The following is a 14373-nucleotide window of genomic DNA, read 5'->3' as shown; positions in this document are numbered from 1 at the left end:
CGACGGTAGCGCTCCCGGTGGTATAAAGGGTGCGCCGCGGGCGCCGGCGGGCGTCCGGGGTACCGATCCGCGCCGCGGTACCGCGCAGCGAAACCCGCGCAGAATCGTGCCGCGGCCGGTACCGACTAGTCGCCGCGGACGGCAGAGGAGGTATGGACGTTCACGTCACCACCTCGACCGTGCGGGGGACGACCCGCGCGCCGCCATCGAAGAGCTACACTCACCGCGCGCTGCTGGCCGCGGGGTACAGCGACGGCGCGACCGTGCGCTCCCCGCTCGTCTCGGCCGACACGAAGGCGACCGCCCGGGCCGTGACCGCCTTCGGCGGCGCCGTTGAGGCAGGGTCCGGAGAGAGTCTTTCCGACGCCGACGCGCTCGCCGTCGACGGCTTCGGGGGCCGACCCGCCGTCCCCGACGACGTGATCGACTGCGCGAACTCGGGAACGACGATGCGGCTCGTCACCGCCGCGGCCGCGCTCGCGGACGGGACCACCGTGTTGACGGGGGACGGGTCGCTCCGCTCGCGCCCGCAGGGACCGCTCCTCGAGGCGCTCGGCGACCTCGGCGTGCGCGCGGAATCGACACGCGGGAACGGACAGGCCCCCCTCGTCGTCTCCGGACCGCTCGCGGGCGGCGAGGTCGCGATCCCCGGCGACGTCTCCTCGCAGTACGTCACCGCGCTGCTGATGGCCGGCGCGGTCACCGAGGAGGGGATCGCGATCGACCTGACGACGCCCCTCAAATCGGCCCCGTACGTCGACATCACGCTCGAACTGCTCGGCGACTTCGGGATCGAGGCCACGCCGGTCGACGACGACGGCGACGCGCTCGACGGCGCGGCCGGCGCGGCCGGCTTCGTCGTCGACGGCGAGCAGTCGTACGCGCCGGCGGGCGGGAGCTACACCGTCCCCGGCGACTTCTCCTCCATCTCGTATCTGGTCGCCGCCGGCGCGGTCGCCGCCGAGCCCGGCGAAGCGGTCCGGATCGAGGGCGCCGTGCCGAGCGCGCAGGGCGACTCCGCGATCGTCGAGATCGCGGAGCGCATGGGCGCAGATATCGATTGGGACCAAGAGGCGGGCGTCATCACCGTCCGGCGCTCGGAGCTGTCGGGCGTCGAGGTCGACGTGGGCGACACGCCCGACCTCCTCCCCACGATCGCCGCGCTGGGCGCGGTCGCCGACGGCGACACCCGGATCACGAACTGCGAGCACGTCCGGTACAAGGAGACCGACCGCGTCGCCGCGATGGCCGAGGAACTGGAGACGCTGGGCGCGGAGACGACCGAGGAACGGGACGCCCTGACGATCCACGGCTCCGAGAGCGACCTCCGGGGCGCCGACGTGGACGGGCGCGCGGACCACCGGATCGTGATGTCGCTCGCCGTGGCCGCGCTCGCCGCCGAGGGCACCACGACGATTCGCGGCGGCGAACACGTCGACGTCTCCTTCCCGGACTTCTTCGAGGCGATGGCCGACCTCGGGATGGCCGTCGAACTCGGAGACGAGGAATGAGCGCCGAGGAGACGTGACCGTCGAGGGCGCTCACGGGTCCGACCGCGCCGACCCTACTGCCAGTCGGCTTCCGGCACGCAGTCCGCCGCGCGGACCGTGATCCACCGGGTCGTCCGCTCGTCCGGGTCGCGGTCCCGCTCGAAGAACGTCACCTCCCCGCCGTCGGAGTCGCCGTCAGTCCGCTTACAGACGAGCTCCGACCGCTCGGCACGGACGCGCGTCGATGACGTGGACATACGTGACGATTCGTCCCCGATCGGATAATAAGTATTGGTTTTCTCTCGCGATAACCGAAACAACCGTCGTTGTAAACGGAAATTAACCCAACGTCGAGTAACGACTTTCGCGCGGCGGACCGTCGACCGATCGGCTTCCGCCTACGGCCGGACGGGCACGCCGCGCTCGTCGAGGTACGCCTTCGTCTCCTCGATCGTGTAATCGCCGAAGTGGAAGATGGAGGCCGCGAGCCCGGCGTCGGCGTTCGCCTCGGTGAACACCTCGTGCATGTCCTCCGGGCTCCCACAGCCCGAGGAGGCGATGACGGGCGTCGAGACGGCGTCGCACACCGCCGTCATCAGCGGGATGTCGTAGCCGTCCTTCGTCCCGTCCTTGTCGATGGAGTTGACGAACAGCTCGCCCGCGCCGCGCTCCTCGGCCTCCCTCGCCCACGCGACGGCGTCGATGCCGGTCCCCTCGCGGCCGCCCTTCTTGGTGCACTCGAACCACACCGTCTCGCCGTCCTCGTCCTCGTAGAAGTGGTCCCCCGCGTCGTCGTACCGTCGGCGCGCGTCGACGGAGATGACGATACACTGGCTGCCGAACGCCGCCGCGCCCTCCTCGATGAGCTCCGGTCGTTCGAGGGCGCCGGTCGTGATCGACACCTTGTCCGCGCCCGCGCGGAGCGTCTCCTTGATGTCGGCCTTGGTGCGGATGCCGCCGCCGACCGTCAGGGGGATGAAACACTCGTCGGCGACCGCGTTCACCACGTCGAGCATCGTCTCGCGCCCCTCCGCGCTCGCGGTGATGTCGAGGAAGACGAACTCGTCGGCGCCCGCGGCGTTGTACTTCTTCGCCAGCTCGACCGGGTCGCCGGTGTACTCCAAGTTCTCGAAGTTGACGCCCGTGTACACCGCCGCGTCCCCGTCGTCGTCGAGGTCGACGTCGATACAGGGGATGATCCGCTTCGTGAGTCCCATTCGTTACCCGTCGTTGGCGGCGGCGGAGGTTAAAAGGCGCGGGGACGGGCGGGCGGTCCGCGCCGCCGATCGATCGCGGGTCGGCCTCGGCTGGTCCGTCACTCCTCCGACGATCGCCGGTCGTACTTCGCGACGGCGCGGTCGGCGCGCTTCGAGATGCCGTTCGGGTTCCGCGCCGGGCTCCGGTCCCGGCTCCGCGCGACGAGCCCGTCGGAGCTCCCGCCGGCGAGCCCGAGGAGCACGTCGCGGCCGGTGGCGACCCACCGCGAGGGAGTCGACTCGCCGCGGAGCACGTCGCCGGCGGCCCCCAGCGCGTCCGTCGCCGCGTGCGTCCCGGCCCGCGCGACCACGGACGGCCGAACCCCGTAGTTCTTCAAGAGTCGGTACGCGAGCGCCCGGTACTTCCAGCCCCACTCGCGGGCGCTGCGCCCGCCGTCCGCCGCCGTCGGGCTCGGGAGCGCCTTGGCGACCGACATGCCCTCGCGCCACGTCACGGCCCGCCCCATCTGCGCCAGCCGGTGGGCCGCGTCGCGCGCGCCGCCCGTGTGAAGGTACTCGTCGAAGCCGTCCAGGTCCCGGAGCGCCTCGCGCCGGAAGGCGACGTTGCCGCCCTCGAAGTAGGTCACCTCGGTGCCCGCGATCGCCCGGCGCTCCGGGCCGTCGCGGGGCTCGTCGTCGCTTTCGGTGTCGGTCTCGCTGTCGTCCGCCGCGTGTTCCGGCTCGATCGGGGTCACCGGACCCGTCACGGCGTCCGCGTCGTCGAGCCCGGCGCGGACGGCGTCGAGCCACCCCTCGGCGATCCGGTTGTCGTAGTCAACGAGGGCGACCGCGTCGCCGGTGGCGACCTCGATGCCGGCGTTGCGGGCGACGTTGACCGTGCGGTCGGAGATCTCCACCAGCACGTCGACGTCGTCGCGGTCCCGCACCATCCCGGTGGTGCCGTCGGCGGAGGGGCCGTTGGCGACGATCACCTCCGCCTCGGGAGCGTGGGCCGCCAGCGCGTCGAGGCAGGCGGCCAACCGGTCCCGCCCGTTGAGCGTTGGAACGACGACCGAGAGGTCCATACGGTCGGGTATCGAGGCCGAGGATTAAAAAGGGCTCCGTGCGGACCGGCCGCGCGGCTGCGGTGCGACCGGTCCGCGAGCGCTCGACGGTCGGGTCGGCGCGCGGTCGACAGGCGGTTCGGGTGGTTCGGACGGTCCGGGCGGTTCGAGCGGTCGACGAGCGGTTCGAACGGTTCGGGCGGGGAGACGTTCAGACGGTCAGGTAGTACACCTGCTTGCGCGCGTCCTTGAAGCTGTAGCGGGAGTCGACGAGCCCCTCCTCCTCCAAGCGGTTGAGCGCGTAGCGGACGGTCCGGTCGGGGAGCAGCGACTCGTCGGCGAGGCCGCCCTGCGAGAGGGGGGCGTCGCCCTCAAGCACCTTCGCGACGAGTTTGGCGCTCGGGGGGAGTTCGCGCAAGCGGTCGCGGTACTCGGCTTCCGAGAGGCGGTCTTGGTCGGCTGTCTCCGCGGGACTGGTACTCATGTGTCATGGGGAACCCCTGACCGGTGGTAAAGGTTGGCTACATATAGGGGAATTCGATTGGGATAATATAATGTGTTAATATCACTCTTCAGACGACCGTCAATCCCGATCGATCGGGGACGTTTCGCCGGACGGTCGCGCTTCGAGCGGCGGCTCCGCGCGCGGCGACTCCCCGGACGCATCCAGTACGGTTTTGTCGATCGGGCATCCAGTACGGACAACGTGAAGGGACAGGACTGGTACCAGGCCGACGAGGTCGCGGAGGAGTACGAGGACGTGCGGTTCTCCGGCGGCGGCGAGCTCATCGACCGACGCGAGAAGGAGGCCGTCCTCGGCGCGCTCGGACCGATCGAGGAGGGACACCGCGTGCTGGAGGTGGCCTGCGGCACCGGTCGGTTCACGACGATGCTCGCGGACCGGGGCGCCGACATCGTCGGGATCGACATCTCCCGCGAGATGCTCGAACAGGGACGCGAGAAGGCGGCGAACGCGGGGCTGTCCGACACCGTCGAGTTCGTCCGCGGCGACGCCTCCCGGCTTCCGTTCCCGGACGACCACTTCGACTCGGTGGTCGCGATGCGCTTCTTCCACCTGATGGACGACCCGGTCCCGTTCCTCTCGGAGCTGCGCCGCGTCAGCGCCGATCAGGTGTTCTTCGACACGTTCAACAGTCGCAGCCTGCGGACGCTGTACACCTGGCTCCTCCCGATGGGCTCCCGGCTCTACTCCGAGCGGCAGGTCGTCGAAATGCTCCGCGCGGCGGACCTGACGCTCGCCGGCGAGGAGCACGACTTCGTGCTTCCGTACGGATTCTACCGCGAGCTTCCGGGTCCCGTCGCGAAGCCGTTCTGGGTGATCGACGGGCTCGTCGGCAACACGATTCCGGGCGATTACGTGGCGTCCGTCTCCTACTGGGACGCCCGGATTTCCGAGGACGAGAGCGGTTCGGCGAGATCGGGCGGCGAGTGAGCTAGACCGACTCCTCGACGACTTCGCCGACCGCGAAGTTCGATTTGACCTCCGTGACCTCGATTTTCACGCGCTCGCCGACTTCCGTGTCCGGGACGATGATCACGTACCCGCGTTCGACGCGGGCGATCCCGTCGCCCTGCTTCCCGAGGTCCTCGATCTCGACGTAGCGCATCTCGCCGGGCTCGACCGGGGGCTGCGGCCCGTCGTCGGCGCGGGACGCAGAGGCGTCGACGCCGTCGTCGGCCGTCCCGGACGACCCCGCCGCTTCGGACTCGGACCGGGAAATGAGCGCGACGCGGTACGTCTCGCCCGGTTCCAGCGAGCCGGTCTCGATCTCGCGTCGCGGGACCTCCGCGACGTACTCGCCGTCCTCTTCGCGAACGTCGGCGCTGAACAAACAAAGGAGCTTCTCTGAGATCTCCATAGTAGACTCCAGCGAAACGTGGAGACGGACCAGTATAGTTGTACCGCCGACCAGCGCTGCCTCACCCGTCGAGGTGGGCGCCGACCAGCGCTGCCTCACCCGTCGAGGTGGGCGCCGACCAGCGCCGCCTCCCCCTTACGGAGATGGGCGCCGGCCGTCGACGGCGAACACCCGATCGCCTCGGCGACATCGGCCACCGATCCGGTCCGTGGCACGTCGTAGTACCCGACGCGGCGCGCGGCGCGGAGCGCCTCTCGCTGGCGTTTCGTGAGTTCGACGCCGGCCGGCTGCCGCCCGCCCCCGTACGACCCGATCCGTTCGACCGTGATCTCGATCGGGTCCGGAACGGCGGCGAGCACGTCCCGCAACTGGTTCGGCGGGCCGATCAGCCCGAACGACAGCCGGCCGCCCGATCGGTACACGATCGGCGGCACAGAGAGGAACTCCGTGTCGACGAACGCGCCGAGAAACGTCTCCAGCGGCCCGCCGAGCCGTTCGTACGCCTTGAGGTAGAAGGCGTCGTCGCCGGGCGCCGTCTCGAAGCGATCGATCGGCTCGACGGTCCGCAGCCGTTCGAGGTACCGCTCTCGGGGGGCGACGACGCGGAACAGCGTGACGAGCGTCTCGTCGGGAAGTCGCCGCCACGTCAGCAGCTCCGTCCGCCACCCGTCGCCGTCGTCGAGGAAGCCGTGCATCGGATGTCGGACCGACGGGGGAAACGCGAACTCCACGCGAACGTAGCGCATACGGCTCGTGGCGTCCGCCGCTACTTCAAAGTTAAAAAGACACGGACTGATCCGTGCGAAGGCTCAGCGCTGTCCTGCCCTGATTCCTTCGTATGGGTGACACGACACGGCCGCCGGAGGGTGACACGACACGGCCGCCGGAGGGTGACACGACACGGCCGCCGGACCCCGGCGGGCTCCCGGTGCTCGGCAACGTCCACGAGCTCGCGAGCGACGCGCTCGGGTTCTACGAACGGCGGTCCGCCGAGCACGGCGGCGTCGTTCGGTACGACGTGTTCGGCACGGAGAGCTACCTCGTGACCGATCCCGAGGCGATCGGACAGATCCTCGTCGCGGACCACGACCGGTTCGTGAAAGGCGAGATGCCCCGCGAGCAGCTCGGCGGCCTCCTCGGCGACGGGCTGTTCCTCGCCGAAGGGGAGGCGTGGCGCGAGCAGCGCACGGCGATCCGGTCGGCGTTCTTCCGCGAGCGGGTGGCCGCCCACGGCGACGCGATGGTCGAGCGCGCCCGCGAGACGGCGGCCTCGTGGGAGGACGGCGGGGTCGTCGACCTGCACGCGGCGGCGACCGAGTACGCGTTCGCCGTCCTCGCGGAGAGCCTGCTCGGAAGCGACATCGAGCGCGAGCGCGAGACGGTTCGGGCGGCGGCCGAGGCCATCACCGACCGGTTCGACATGCGTCGGCCGACCTCGTTCCTCCCCGAGTGGCTCCCGACCCCGACGAACCGCCGATACCGCCGGCGGCTCGACGCCCTCCGCGAGACGATACGCGACCTCGTCGCGGAGCGCCGCGCCGCCGGCCCGCCCGCCGACCCGGGCGCCGCGGACGACCTCCTCGGCACCCTCGTCGCGGCCGCGGAGCTGGGGGCGCTCGACGACGAGCTGGTCGACAACGCGGTGACGTTCCTGTTCGCCGGCCACGAGACGAGCGCCCTCGGGCTGACGTACGCGCTCTACTGCCTCGCCGACGCACCCGAGTTTCAGGCGCGGGTTCACGCGGAGGTCGCGTCGCTCGGCGCCGACCCGACCCCCGCAGACCTCCGCGAGTGTCCCACGCTGACCGCGGCGGTCGACGAGGCGCTCCGCCTGTACCCGCCGGTCCATTCCTTCTTCAGGGAGCCGACCGAGCCGGTCTCGCTCGGCGGGTACCGCGTCCCGGCCGGCGTCGTGCTCACGCTCTCGCCGTGGGCGGTCCACCGCGACGGGCGCTGGTGGGACGACCCCGAGACGTACCGCCCCGAGCGCTGGCTCCGCGAGACGGAGGACGGCGGGGTCGTTCACGGCGACGACCGTCCCGGTCCGGCGACGGGAGAGCGCCCCGAGCACGCCTACTTCCCGTTCGGCGGGGGACCGCGTCACTGCGTCGGGATGCGCTTCGCGCGACAGGAGCTCCGCCTCGCGATCGGGACGCTGCTCCGCCGGGTGCGGCTGGAGCCGGTGACGGCGGAGCTATCGGTGCAGGCGAGCGCGAACGCCCGACCGGACGGCCCGGTTCGCGTGCGCGTCCACGCGCGAGACGAGTGGTCGTCGTGCGACCCGGACGGGCCGTCCGACACGAGATAAACACATGTACTCCGACAGAGAACCAGCCGATATGAACCTCTCAGACAGCAGCACTCGCCGTCGTATCGCCGTCGCGCTCGTGATCGTGGCGCTCCTCTCGCCGCTCGCGACGGGGCTCGCGACGGCCCAATCGGTTCAGGGCCCGTCCGGAGCCATCGTCGTCGACGAGGGAGAGACGGTCGACGGCGTCGAGGGCGTCGCCGGAACGATCGTCGTCCGCGGCACCGTCGAGGGCGACCTCTCCGGCGCGGCCGGCTCGATCCGGATCGCGGAGACGGGCCGGGTCGACGGGAACGTTCAGGCCGCCGCCGGAACCGTGCTCGTCGACGGCGCGGTCGGCGGGGACGCCGAGGTCGTCGCCGGCTCCCTCGATCTGACGGAGACGGGCCGGATCGACGGCTCGCTCAATGCCGGCGCGGGCTCGATCACCGTCGACGGAGCGGTCGGCGGGGACGTTCGCGCGGCCGCCGACTCGGTGGTCCTCGGTCCCAACGCGGACGTCGGCGGCGAGTTCCGGTACGACGCCGACGAGTTCGCACAGAGTCCGGACGCGACCGTCGCCGGCGGCGTCGTGGAGGACGCGAGCCTCCGCGGCGACACCGGAGTCGGGATCGGGGGCGACGAGCCCCTTCCGTCGTGGGTCGGGTCCGCGTACGGCGTCGCCGTCAGCCTCGCGCTGGGCGCGGTCCTCCTGCTCGCGTTCCCCCGGTTCTCGCGCGACGTCGCGGGCCGAGTCAGCGAGGGGCCGCTCGCCAGCGGCGGGGCCGGGCTCCTCGCGCTGATCGCCACGCCGATCCTCCTCGTCCTCGTGGCGATCACGATCGTCGGTATTCCGCTGGCGCTCGTCGGGGTCGCGGCCTACGTCGTCGCGCTCTGGGTCGGCTCCGTCTACGGTCGGTACGCCCTCGGATCGTGGGCGCTCGACCGGCTCGACAGGCCGAACCGGTGGGCCGCGCTCTTGCTCGGCGTCGTCGGGGTCGCCCTGATCGGGCTGGTCCCGTGGGTCGGCGGGCTCGTCGACCTGCTCGTCCTCCTGTTCGGGCTCGGCGCGCTCGCGCTCGGGCTCCGGGACCGGTACCGGGGGCGCATCGACGGAACCGCCTCCGACGACGGCCCGAACGGGACCGACTGATCGCGGCTCCCGGCCGCGTCGCTCGGCTCCGATCCCCTCCCGGCCGCGTCGCTCAGCTCCGATCCCCTCCCGGCCGCGTCGCTCGGCTCCGATCCCCTCCCGGCCGCGTCGCTCGGCTCCGATCCCCTTCCGCTCTTCTCGCTCCGCGGCGCTCCCGCTTCCGGCAACCCCCGCCACGGGACCAAAGTCTTTCTCGCGGCCTCCCGAACCGGCGCGCATGAAGGGTCCGGCGTTCCAGTACGGTGCCGTTTCGTCCCCGATCGTGACGCCGTTCGACGCCGACGGCGGCGTCGACAGCGACGCGCTCGCGAACCACGTCGAGACGCTCGTCGACGCCGGTCTCGACGGGGTCGTTCCCTGCGGGACGACCGGGGAGTTCGCCAGCCTCACCGACGGGGAGCGACGGACGGTGATCGAGACCGTCGTCGAGGCGGCCGACGGCCGCGTGCCCGTGATCGCCGGCGCGGCGGACACGACGGTCTCGGGCGCGCGAGACCGGCTCCGGTTCGCCGACGAGGCGGGCGCCGACGCGGGGCTCGTCACGCTCCCCTACTACCACACCTCGACGGGTCCCGACGGCCAGCGGGCCTTCTTCGAGCGGGTCGCCGACGACTCCCCCCTCCCGATCTACCTGTACGACATCCCGTCGACGGTCGGAGAGCCGATCGGCCCCGGCGTCGTCGCCGACCTCGCCGGACGCGAGTCGGTGGTCGGGCTGAAGGACACGTCCGGCGACCTCTCCGGGCTCGACGCCGCCCTCCGCCGGACGCCCGACTCCTTCACCGTCTTCCAAGGGGTCGATGCCCAGCTCTACCCGACCGCGTCGCTCGGCGTCGACGGCGGGATCAACGCGCTCTCGCAGGTGATCCCCGAGGCGTTCGTCGCGCTCGGCGAGGCGCTCCGCGCCGGCGACGACGACCGCGCGCTGGCGCTCCACCGGGAGGCGATCGCCCCGCTGTTCGCCCGGTGCGCCGAGCACGGCTTCGCGCCCGCCGCGAAGGTCGCGGCGGCCCACCGCGGCTTTATCCCCGACCCCCGGGTCCGGCCGCCGCTCACGCTCCCCGACGCGGCGGGGCGCGAGGCGATCGCCGCGGACGTCGACGCGGCGCTGGAGGTCGTTTGAAACCCGTCGGGCGCGCTCTCGCGCTCAGTCCCCGTCGATCGGCGTCCCGTCCGTCTCCTTCGCTCCCTCGGAGTCGAAGACGACCGCGTCGCCGTCGGCGCGCTCGGCGGCGGTCGGGTCGTAGCCGTCGCGCACGCCGATCGCCTCCTCCAGCTCGCGGACCGCGCGCTCCTTCAGCGACGCGGCCAGTTCCTCGGCGTCCTCGCGGGAGATGTCGCGGCCGAGCCCCTCGCACTCGTGGGCGCGGACGACGCCCTCGGCGTCGACGGCCTCGCCCATCGGCTGACTCGTCCCGTCGAGCGCGACGCTGAACGGGTAGGTCCGACAGATGAGCGGCCGGGCGTCGTGGACGGTGCAGGCCCCCTGCCCGCCCGTCTCCTCGTAGAAGGTGCAGTCGCCGCAGTCGTCGGTCGCGAGCGCCCACTCGAACGTCTCGCCCGCGGGCTCCCCGTCGTCGCCCTCGGAGAGCCCGAAGGGCATGGGGCGGGCGGCGTCGCGCCAGTCGTACGGCTCGCCGAACTCCGCCTCGGCGGCGTCGGCGACCGTGCGGACCTCGTCCGGGAAGACGGTGGCCGTGTGGGGCTCGCGGTCGGCCGAATCGTCGCTGTCGCTGTCGCTGTGGTCGTCGCCGTCGTCGCCGTCGTCGCCGTCGTCGCCGTCGTCGCCGTGGCAGTCGGTGCCGTCGTCGCCCTCGTCACCTGCCCCCGCCGGCGCGCCGCCGGGCTCGTCGGGGGCGTAGCCCGTACAGCAGCCCCCGCACCGCGTACACTCGAAGCCGATCGACTCGATGGCGTCGGCGAGCCCGTCGGCGTCGAGGTCGCGGGCGCGTTCGAGCTCGGCTTCGAGCGATTCCATGGGATCGCTTGCGTCGCGGCCGAGTTAACCCCGTCCCTTCGCGAGCCGCACCGTGTCGGCGGTGCGCGGGGTCACATCCGGACGCGCCGGGCGAAGGAGCGAAGTGCGACCGCCTCCTACCGACCGGGCGTGAAGGAGTACGAGCGGAAGGGGCTCCTCGAACGCGTCAACCGCGAGGCGGCGACGGTGGGCGCGGCGATCCCCGAGGCGATCGAGATCCAGGGGGAGCCGATCGAACTGCAGTCGTTCGTCTTCGAGATCAAGCGCCGCGACACGGTCCCGCCCGGCGAGCGCGACCGGGTCGAGCGGGCGAAGCGGAACCTCCGGCGCGAGCGCCTAGCGCGGCTCGAACCCATCGAGGAGAACGAGGTGAGCTACGACCGCGGCGAGGAGCTGGCGGCGTCGATCATCGGGATCGACCGCGCGCTCGACGCCCTGGAGGGGCTCGACGCGCCCGACCCGGAGACGGAGGCGAAGCGGCAGGAGGCGGCCGACCGGAAGCGCTGGATGAGCTTCCTGAAGAAGGCGCTGGGGCGGGACGGCGCGAGCGGCCGGACGCGGTTCTGATCGCCTCGTCAGGGCGCCCCAGTATCGGCCGACGTGAACCGGAGTCGGTAGTCGTAATACCGGTCCTCGTAGCGGATTCGCTCCGACCCCGACTCGGTCCAGCCTCCGTCCTTCCGAACGTTGCCGTCGAGGTACGGGCGCTCGTGAAACGCCCGGAGCAGTTCCGCGTACCCGTCCGAGTACGGGTGCGACTCCTCGTACCCGCCGTGTCTGGCGGCCTCGATCACCCGCCGGGCGTCGGTCGAGAGGTCGTCGTCGTCGTCGATCCGCGCGCCGACAGTCCGCGCTCGGAGGATCGCCTCCATCTCCTCGGGCGACTCCGAGACCGGTTCGCCGGTGGCGCGGTACACGGGTTCGTTAAACCGCTCGCGGGAGATATCGACCCGATAGACGGTGTCGCGGTACGTGACGCGGTTCGGTCCGTCGTCGTCGAGCAGCGCGCTCGCGTCGAGCGCGTCCTCGTCTCGGTAGACGTAGCCGCCGCGCTCCACCAGTCCGACCGGCATCCCCCCGACGTTGCCTCGCGCCCGCGCCGCGAAGTGGGCGATCTCGACGGCGCGGCGGTCGCCTTCGGGGAGCGCCGAGTGTTCGACGGCGTCGGCTCCGCCACCATCGTCGGCTCCGCCACCATCGCCGGCTCCGTTACCGGCGCCGGCTCCGTCATCGGCGTCGCCCCCGTCGGCCTCAAACAGCCGGAGCACGGGACGGGTCGCCTCCGCCTCGTCGACGACGACGGAACTCAACCGGTAGTACGTCCCCCCGTGGAGGGCGTAGGTCGGATCGTCCTCCGTCGAGAAGAACGGCGTCCGGTACTGGATGGTGTGCATCTCGCCGTTCCGGACGGCCGCGAACGCCCCGTCGTCCCACCTCGGATCGGTCTCCGCGGGGTCGACGACGGCGTTGTCCCGGAGCGTCTCTCCCGCGTCGCTGAGGGTGAGAGACAGAACGCGCTCGTCGCCGTCGTCGTTCGCGGCGCCGCCCGTCACTGACCCGTCGAGACAGCCGGCGAGCGCGCCCGCCGCCGCGGCGAGGCCGCCGACGAGCACACGGCGTCTGGAGGGCTTCGAATCGCTCATACGCGTCGTTCGTCCGCCCCGCATAAATGCGCCGGCGTTGCACAAGGAGCCGCTGTCGTCTCCGGGGGCGGCTCCGGTCGGTCTCGGTCCGGTCTCGGTCGCTCCGCCCTCGACTCAGTTCCCGGTGAAGTCGATCCGCGAGTCGCCGGCGTCGTCGTCGCGGGTCGCGTGGCCGAGCCGGACGAACTCGTAGGCGTCGTCGGAGAGGTACACCGCGTCGCCGTCGACGGTCACGTCGACCGATTCCAAGACGGCCCCCTCGCAGGGGCCGAAGTTGCAGTAGCCGCCGTCGGCCTCGAAGGTGGCGCCGTGCTTCTGGCAGAACACCTCCCCGTTGCGGACGAACGCACCGTCGTCCTTGTCGAGGCGCACGTCGGTCCAGTGCTGGCAGGAGTTGCGGAACGCGCGCACCTCGCCGGCCGCCCGCGTGAGGATCGCTTCGGCCTCCGGCGTCCCGTCCTCGGCCTCGCCCACGTCGCCCTCGCCGTCGTCGACCGCGTCGGCGTCGACCGGCCGCAGCGTCACGAGCAGCGTGCTGTCCTCGGGGACCTCCTCGACGGCGGCGATCCGGCTGTCCGCGTCCATACGCGTCCGTGACCGGCGGCGCGTTTCAACCTTCTGCGTCCCGCCGGCTGAGCCCCCCGCGTCGCTACCGGTCGATACCGCCCGCGCCGCCGACGACGCCGGCGACGTCGTCCGGCGTGACCACCGCGAGGTCGCCGTCGACGGTGCGCTTCAGGGCGGCGGTCGCGGCGGCCCACTCCAGCGCGTCGGCGAGGTCGCCGCCGTCGAGGCGCTTCGCGAGGTACCCGGCGACGAACGCGTCGCCGGTGCCGATCGCGTCGAAGGTGTCGGCCTCGAAGACCCCCTGCTCGTGGACCGCGCCGTCTCGGAGCGCGACCGCGCCCTCCGTGCCGCGGGTGACGACCACCGTCTCGAAGCCGAACGCGGACGCGAGCCCGTGGGCGATCTCGACCGCGTCGCCCTCGCGGCCCAGCACCTCGCGGGCGTCCCGTCGGGGGACGAACAGGGTGTCGACGTGCTCGAAGAGGTCCTCGTAGGCGGCGCGGGCGGTTTCGGGGTCCCAGAGCTTCGCCCGGTAGTTGAGGTCGAACGAGCGCGTCGCGCCGGCCTCGCCCGCGGCGCGGAGCAGGGCCGTCGTCGTCTCCGCCGCCCGGTCCGAGAGCGCGGGCGTGATCCCGGTCGTGTGGAAGCGCTCGGCCGACTCCAGCGCCTCGGTCGGCAGCTCCGCGGGCGTGACCGTCGTGATCGCGGCGTCGGCGCGGTCGTAGATCACGTTCGTCCCGCGCGGCTCCCCGCCGTGTTCGAGGTAGTACGTGCCCAGCCGGCTCGTCTCGGGGTCGGCCCACGCCACTCCCGTCCGGACGCCGTGGCTCCGGAGCTCGCCGACGATCCGACGGCCGAGCGGCGAGTCCGGGAGCTTCGAGAGCCAGACGGCGTCGGCGCCGAGCCGGGCGGCGCCGACCGCCACGTTGCTCTCCGCGCCGCCCGCCTGTACGCCGAGCGTCCGCGTGGTCTCCAGCCGCTCGCCGCGCGGCGGCGAGAGCCGAAGCATCGTCTCGCCGAACGTCACCAGATCCGTCACGCCGACCACCCCGTCGGCGCGATCGCCGCGGTCGCTTCGGTGTGCATACCGAAGCGTCGGCGAGGGAGTACAAAAG

The 14373-nt window shown here is 72.1% G+C and carries 16 protein-coding genes; 6 read left to right on the top strand and 10 right to left on the bottom strand.

Features of this window, described 5'->3' with window-relative positions; genetic code table 11:
• Positions 1-152: 152 nt before the first annotated feature.
• The gene (gene aroA, locus ESO89_RS03775) at positions 153-1511 is read left to right on the top strand and encodes a 3-phosphoshikimate 1-carboxyvinyltransferase (RefSeq protein WP_128904340.1); all 1359 of its coding nucleotides are present in this window, start codon (positions 153-155) and stop codon (positions 1509-1511) included.
• Between the two features lie 53 nt (positions 1512-1564).
• On the opposite strand, the gene ESO89_RS03770 is transcribed toward aroA, so the two are convergent.
• The 4 genes from ESO89_RS03770 to ESO89_RS03755 form a co-directional block, all read right to left on the bottom strand.
• Positions 1565-1747 carry a DUF7511 domain-containing protein gene (locus ESO89_RS03770; RefSeq protein WP_128904339.1) on the bottom strand — a complete coding sequence of 61 codons (183 nt, stop codon included), beginning with the start codon at positions 1745-1747 and terminating at the stop codon, positions 1565-1567.
• A 141-nt stretch (positions 1748-1888) separates the two neighbouring features.
• Positions 1889-2707, bottom strand: a complete 819-nt coding sequence (gene hisF, locus ESO89_RS03765) for an imidazole glycerol phosphate synthase subunit HisF (RefSeq protein WP_128904338.1) — start codon at positions 2705-2707, stop codon at positions 1889-1891.
• 98 nt (positions 2708-2805) lie between these two features.
• Entirely contained in the window at positions 2806-3771 is a 966-nt protein-coding gene (locus ESO89_RS03760; RefSeq protein ID WP_128904337.1) for a glycosyltransferase, read from the bottom strand.
• 190 nt (positions 3772-3961) lie between these two features.
• Positions 3962-4234 (bottom strand): MarR family transcriptional regulator, encoded by a 273-nt coding sequence (locus tag ESO89_RS03755; protein ID WP_004049512.1) that lies wholly within the window; start codon positions 4232-4234, stop codon positions 3962-3964.
• Between the two features lie 222 nt (positions 4235-4456).
• Here ESO89_RS03755 and ESO89_RS03750 point away from each other — a divergent pair, with 222 nt between their 5' ends.
• On the top strand, positions 4457-5203 hold the full coding sequence (locus ESO89_RS03750) for a class I SAM-dependent methyltransferase (RefSeq protein ID WP_128904336.1): 747 nt from the start codon (positions 4457-4459) through the stop codon (positions 5201-5203).
• Between the two features lies 1 nt (position 5204).
• Here ESO89_RS03750 and ESO89_RS03745 read toward each other — a convergent pair whose 3' ends face one another.
• Together ESO89_RS03745 and ESO89_RS03740 are read right to left on the bottom strand one after the other, a co-directional pair.
• The gene (locus tag ESO89_RS03745; protein ID WP_128904335.1) at positions 5205-5630 is read right to left on the bottom strand and encodes a TRAM domain-containing protein; all 426 of its coding nucleotides are present in this window, start codon (positions 5628-5630) and stop codon (positions 5205-5207) included.
• 95 nt (positions 5631-5725) lie between these two features.
• Positions 5726-6376: a helix-turn-helix domain-containing protein gene (locus tag ESO89_RS03740; RefSeq protein ID WP_128904334.1), complete on the bottom strand. Its 651-nt coding sequence runs from the start codon at positions 6374-6376 to the stop codon at positions 5726-5728.
• Between the two features lie 92 nt (positions 6377-6468).
• On the opposite strand from ESO89_RS03740, the gene ESO89_RS03735 reads away from it, so the two are divergent.
• The 3 genes from ESO89_RS03735 to ESO89_RS03725 all read left to right on the top strand — a co-directional run bounded on the left by ESO89_RS03735 (position 6469) and on the right by ESO89_RS03725 (position 10193).
• A complete protein-coding gene (locus ESO89_RS03735) occupies positions 6469-7938 on the top strand; it encodes a cytochrome P450 (protein ID WP_128904333.1) in 1470 nt (489 codons plus the stop codon).
• A gap of 31 nt (positions 7939-7969) precedes the next feature.
• The gene (locus tag ESO89_RS03730; RefSeq protein WP_128904332.1) at positions 7970-9070 is read left to right on the top strand and encodes a bactofilin family protein; all 1101 of its coding nucleotides are present in this window, start codon (positions 7970-7972) and stop codon (positions 9068-9070) included.
• A 217-nt stretch (positions 9071-9287) separates the two neighbouring features.
• The gene (locus ESO89_RS03725; RefSeq protein WP_128904331.1) at positions 9288-10193 is read left to right on the top strand and encodes a dihydrodipicolinate synthase family protein; all 906 of its coding nucleotides are present in this window, start codon (positions 9288-9290) and stop codon (positions 10191-10193) included.
• 24 nt (positions 10194-10217) lie between these two features.
• Here ESO89_RS03725 and ESO89_RS03720 read toward each other — a convergent pair whose 3' ends face one another.
• Positions 10218-11048: a YkgJ family cysteine cluster protein gene (locus ESO89_RS03720; protein ID WP_128904330.1), complete on the bottom strand. Its 831-nt coding sequence runs from the start codon at positions 11046-11048 to the stop codon at positions 10218-10220.
• 129 nt (positions 11049-11177) lie between these two features.
• Here ESO89_RS03720 and ESO89_RS03715 point away from each other — a divergent pair, with 129 nt between their 5' ends.
• A complete protein-coding gene (locus ESO89_RS03715; RefSeq protein ID WP_128904329.1) occupies positions 11178-11615 on the top strand; it encodes a DUF5788 family protein in 438 nt (145 codons plus the stop codon).
• 8 nt (positions 11616-11623) lie between these two features.
• Here ESO89_RS03715 and ESO89_RS03710 read toward each other — a convergent pair whose 3' ends face one another.
• The 3 genes from ESO89_RS03710 to kdgK1 form a co-directional block, all read right to left on the bottom strand.
• Positions 11624-12691 carry a hypothetical protein gene (locus tag ESO89_RS03710; RefSeq protein ID WP_128904328.1) on the bottom strand — a complete coding sequence of 356 codons (1068 nt, stop codon included), beginning with the start codon at positions 12689-12691 and terminating at the stop codon, positions 11624-11626.
• A 114-nt stretch (positions 12692-12805) separates the two neighbouring features.
• Entirely contained in the window at positions 12806-13276 is a 471-nt protein-coding gene (locus ESO89_RS03705; RefSeq protein WP_128904327.1) for a Rieske (2Fe-2S) protein, read from the bottom strand.
• 64 nt (positions 13277-13340) lie between these two features.
• The gene (gene kdgK1 / locus ESO89_RS03700) at positions 13341-14306 is read right to left on the bottom strand and encodes a bifunctional 2-dehydro-3-deoxygluconokinase/2-dehydro-3-deoxygalactonokinase (protein ID WP_206731719.1); all 966 of its coding nucleotides are present in this window, start codon (positions 14304-14306) and stop codon (positions 13341-13343) included.
• Between the last annotated feature and the right edge of the window lie 67 nt (positions 14307-14373).

Source organism: Halorubrum amylolyticum (assembly GCF_004114995.1).
GTDB classification, from domain to species: domain Archaea; phylum Halobacteriota; class Halobacteria; order Halobacteriales; family Haloferacaceae; genus Halorubrum; species Halorubrum amylolyticum.
The sequence above is the reverse complement of the archived record's forward strand: the minus strand, read 5'-3'. Positions and strand labels throughout refer to the sequence as shown.

Excerpts from the sequence above, each read along its gene's own strand:
- ESO89_RS03730 (WP_128904332.1), top strand. The coding sequence starts at position 7,970 with ATGAACCTCTCAGACAGCAGCACTCGCCGTCGTATCGCCGTCGCGCTC.
- ESO89_RS03745 (WP_128904335.1), bottom strand. The coding sequence starts at position 5,630 with ATGGAGATCTCAGAGAAGCTCCTTTGTTTGTTCAGCGCCGACGTTCGC.
- aroA (WP_128904340.1), top strand. The coding sequence starts at position 153 with ATGGACGTTCACGTCACCACCTCGACCGTGCGGGGGACGACCCGCGCG.
- ESO89_RS03760 (WP_128904337.1), bottom strand. The coding sequence starts at position 3,771 with ATGGACCTCTCGGTCGTCGTTCCAACGCTCAACGGGCGGGACCGGTTG.
- ESO89_RS03770 (WP_128904339.1), bottom strand. The coding sequence starts at position 1,747 with ATGTCCACGTCATCGACGCGCGTCCGTGCCGAGCGGTCGGAGCTCGTC.
- ESO89_RS03735 (WP_128904333.1), top strand. The coding sequence starts at position 6,469 with ATGGGTGACACGACACGGCCGCCGGAGGGTGACACGACACGGCCGCCG.
- ESO89_RS03740 (WP_128904334.1), bottom strand. The coding sequence starts at position 6,376 with ATGCGCTACGTTCGCGTGGAGTTCGCGTTTCCCCCGTCGGTCCGACAT.
- hisF (WP_128904338.1), bottom strand. The coding sequence starts at position 2,707 with ATGGGACTCACGAAGCGGATCATCCCCTGTATCGACGTCGACCTCGAC.
- ESO89_RS03725 (WP_128904331.1), top strand. The coding sequence starts at position 9,288 with ATGAAGGGTCCGGCGTTCCAGTACGGTGCCGTTTCGTCCCCGATCGTG.
- ESO89_RS03710 (WP_128904328.1), bottom strand. The coding sequence starts at position 12,691 with ATGAGCGATTCGAAGCCCTCCAGACGCCGTGTGCTCGTCGGCGGCCTC.
- ESO89_RS03705 (WP_128904327.1), bottom strand. The coding sequence starts at position 13,276 with ATGGACGCGGACAGCCGGATCGCCGCCGTCGAGGAGGTCCCCGAGGAC.
- ESO89_RS03720 (WP_128904330.1), bottom strand. The coding sequence starts at position 11,048 with ATGGAATCGCTCGAAGCCGAGCTCGAACGCGCCCGCGACCTCGACGCC.
- ESO89_RS03755 (WP_004049512.1), bottom strand. The coding sequence starts at position 4,234 with ATGAGTACCAGTCCCGCGGAGACAGCCGACCAAGACCGCCTCTCGGAA.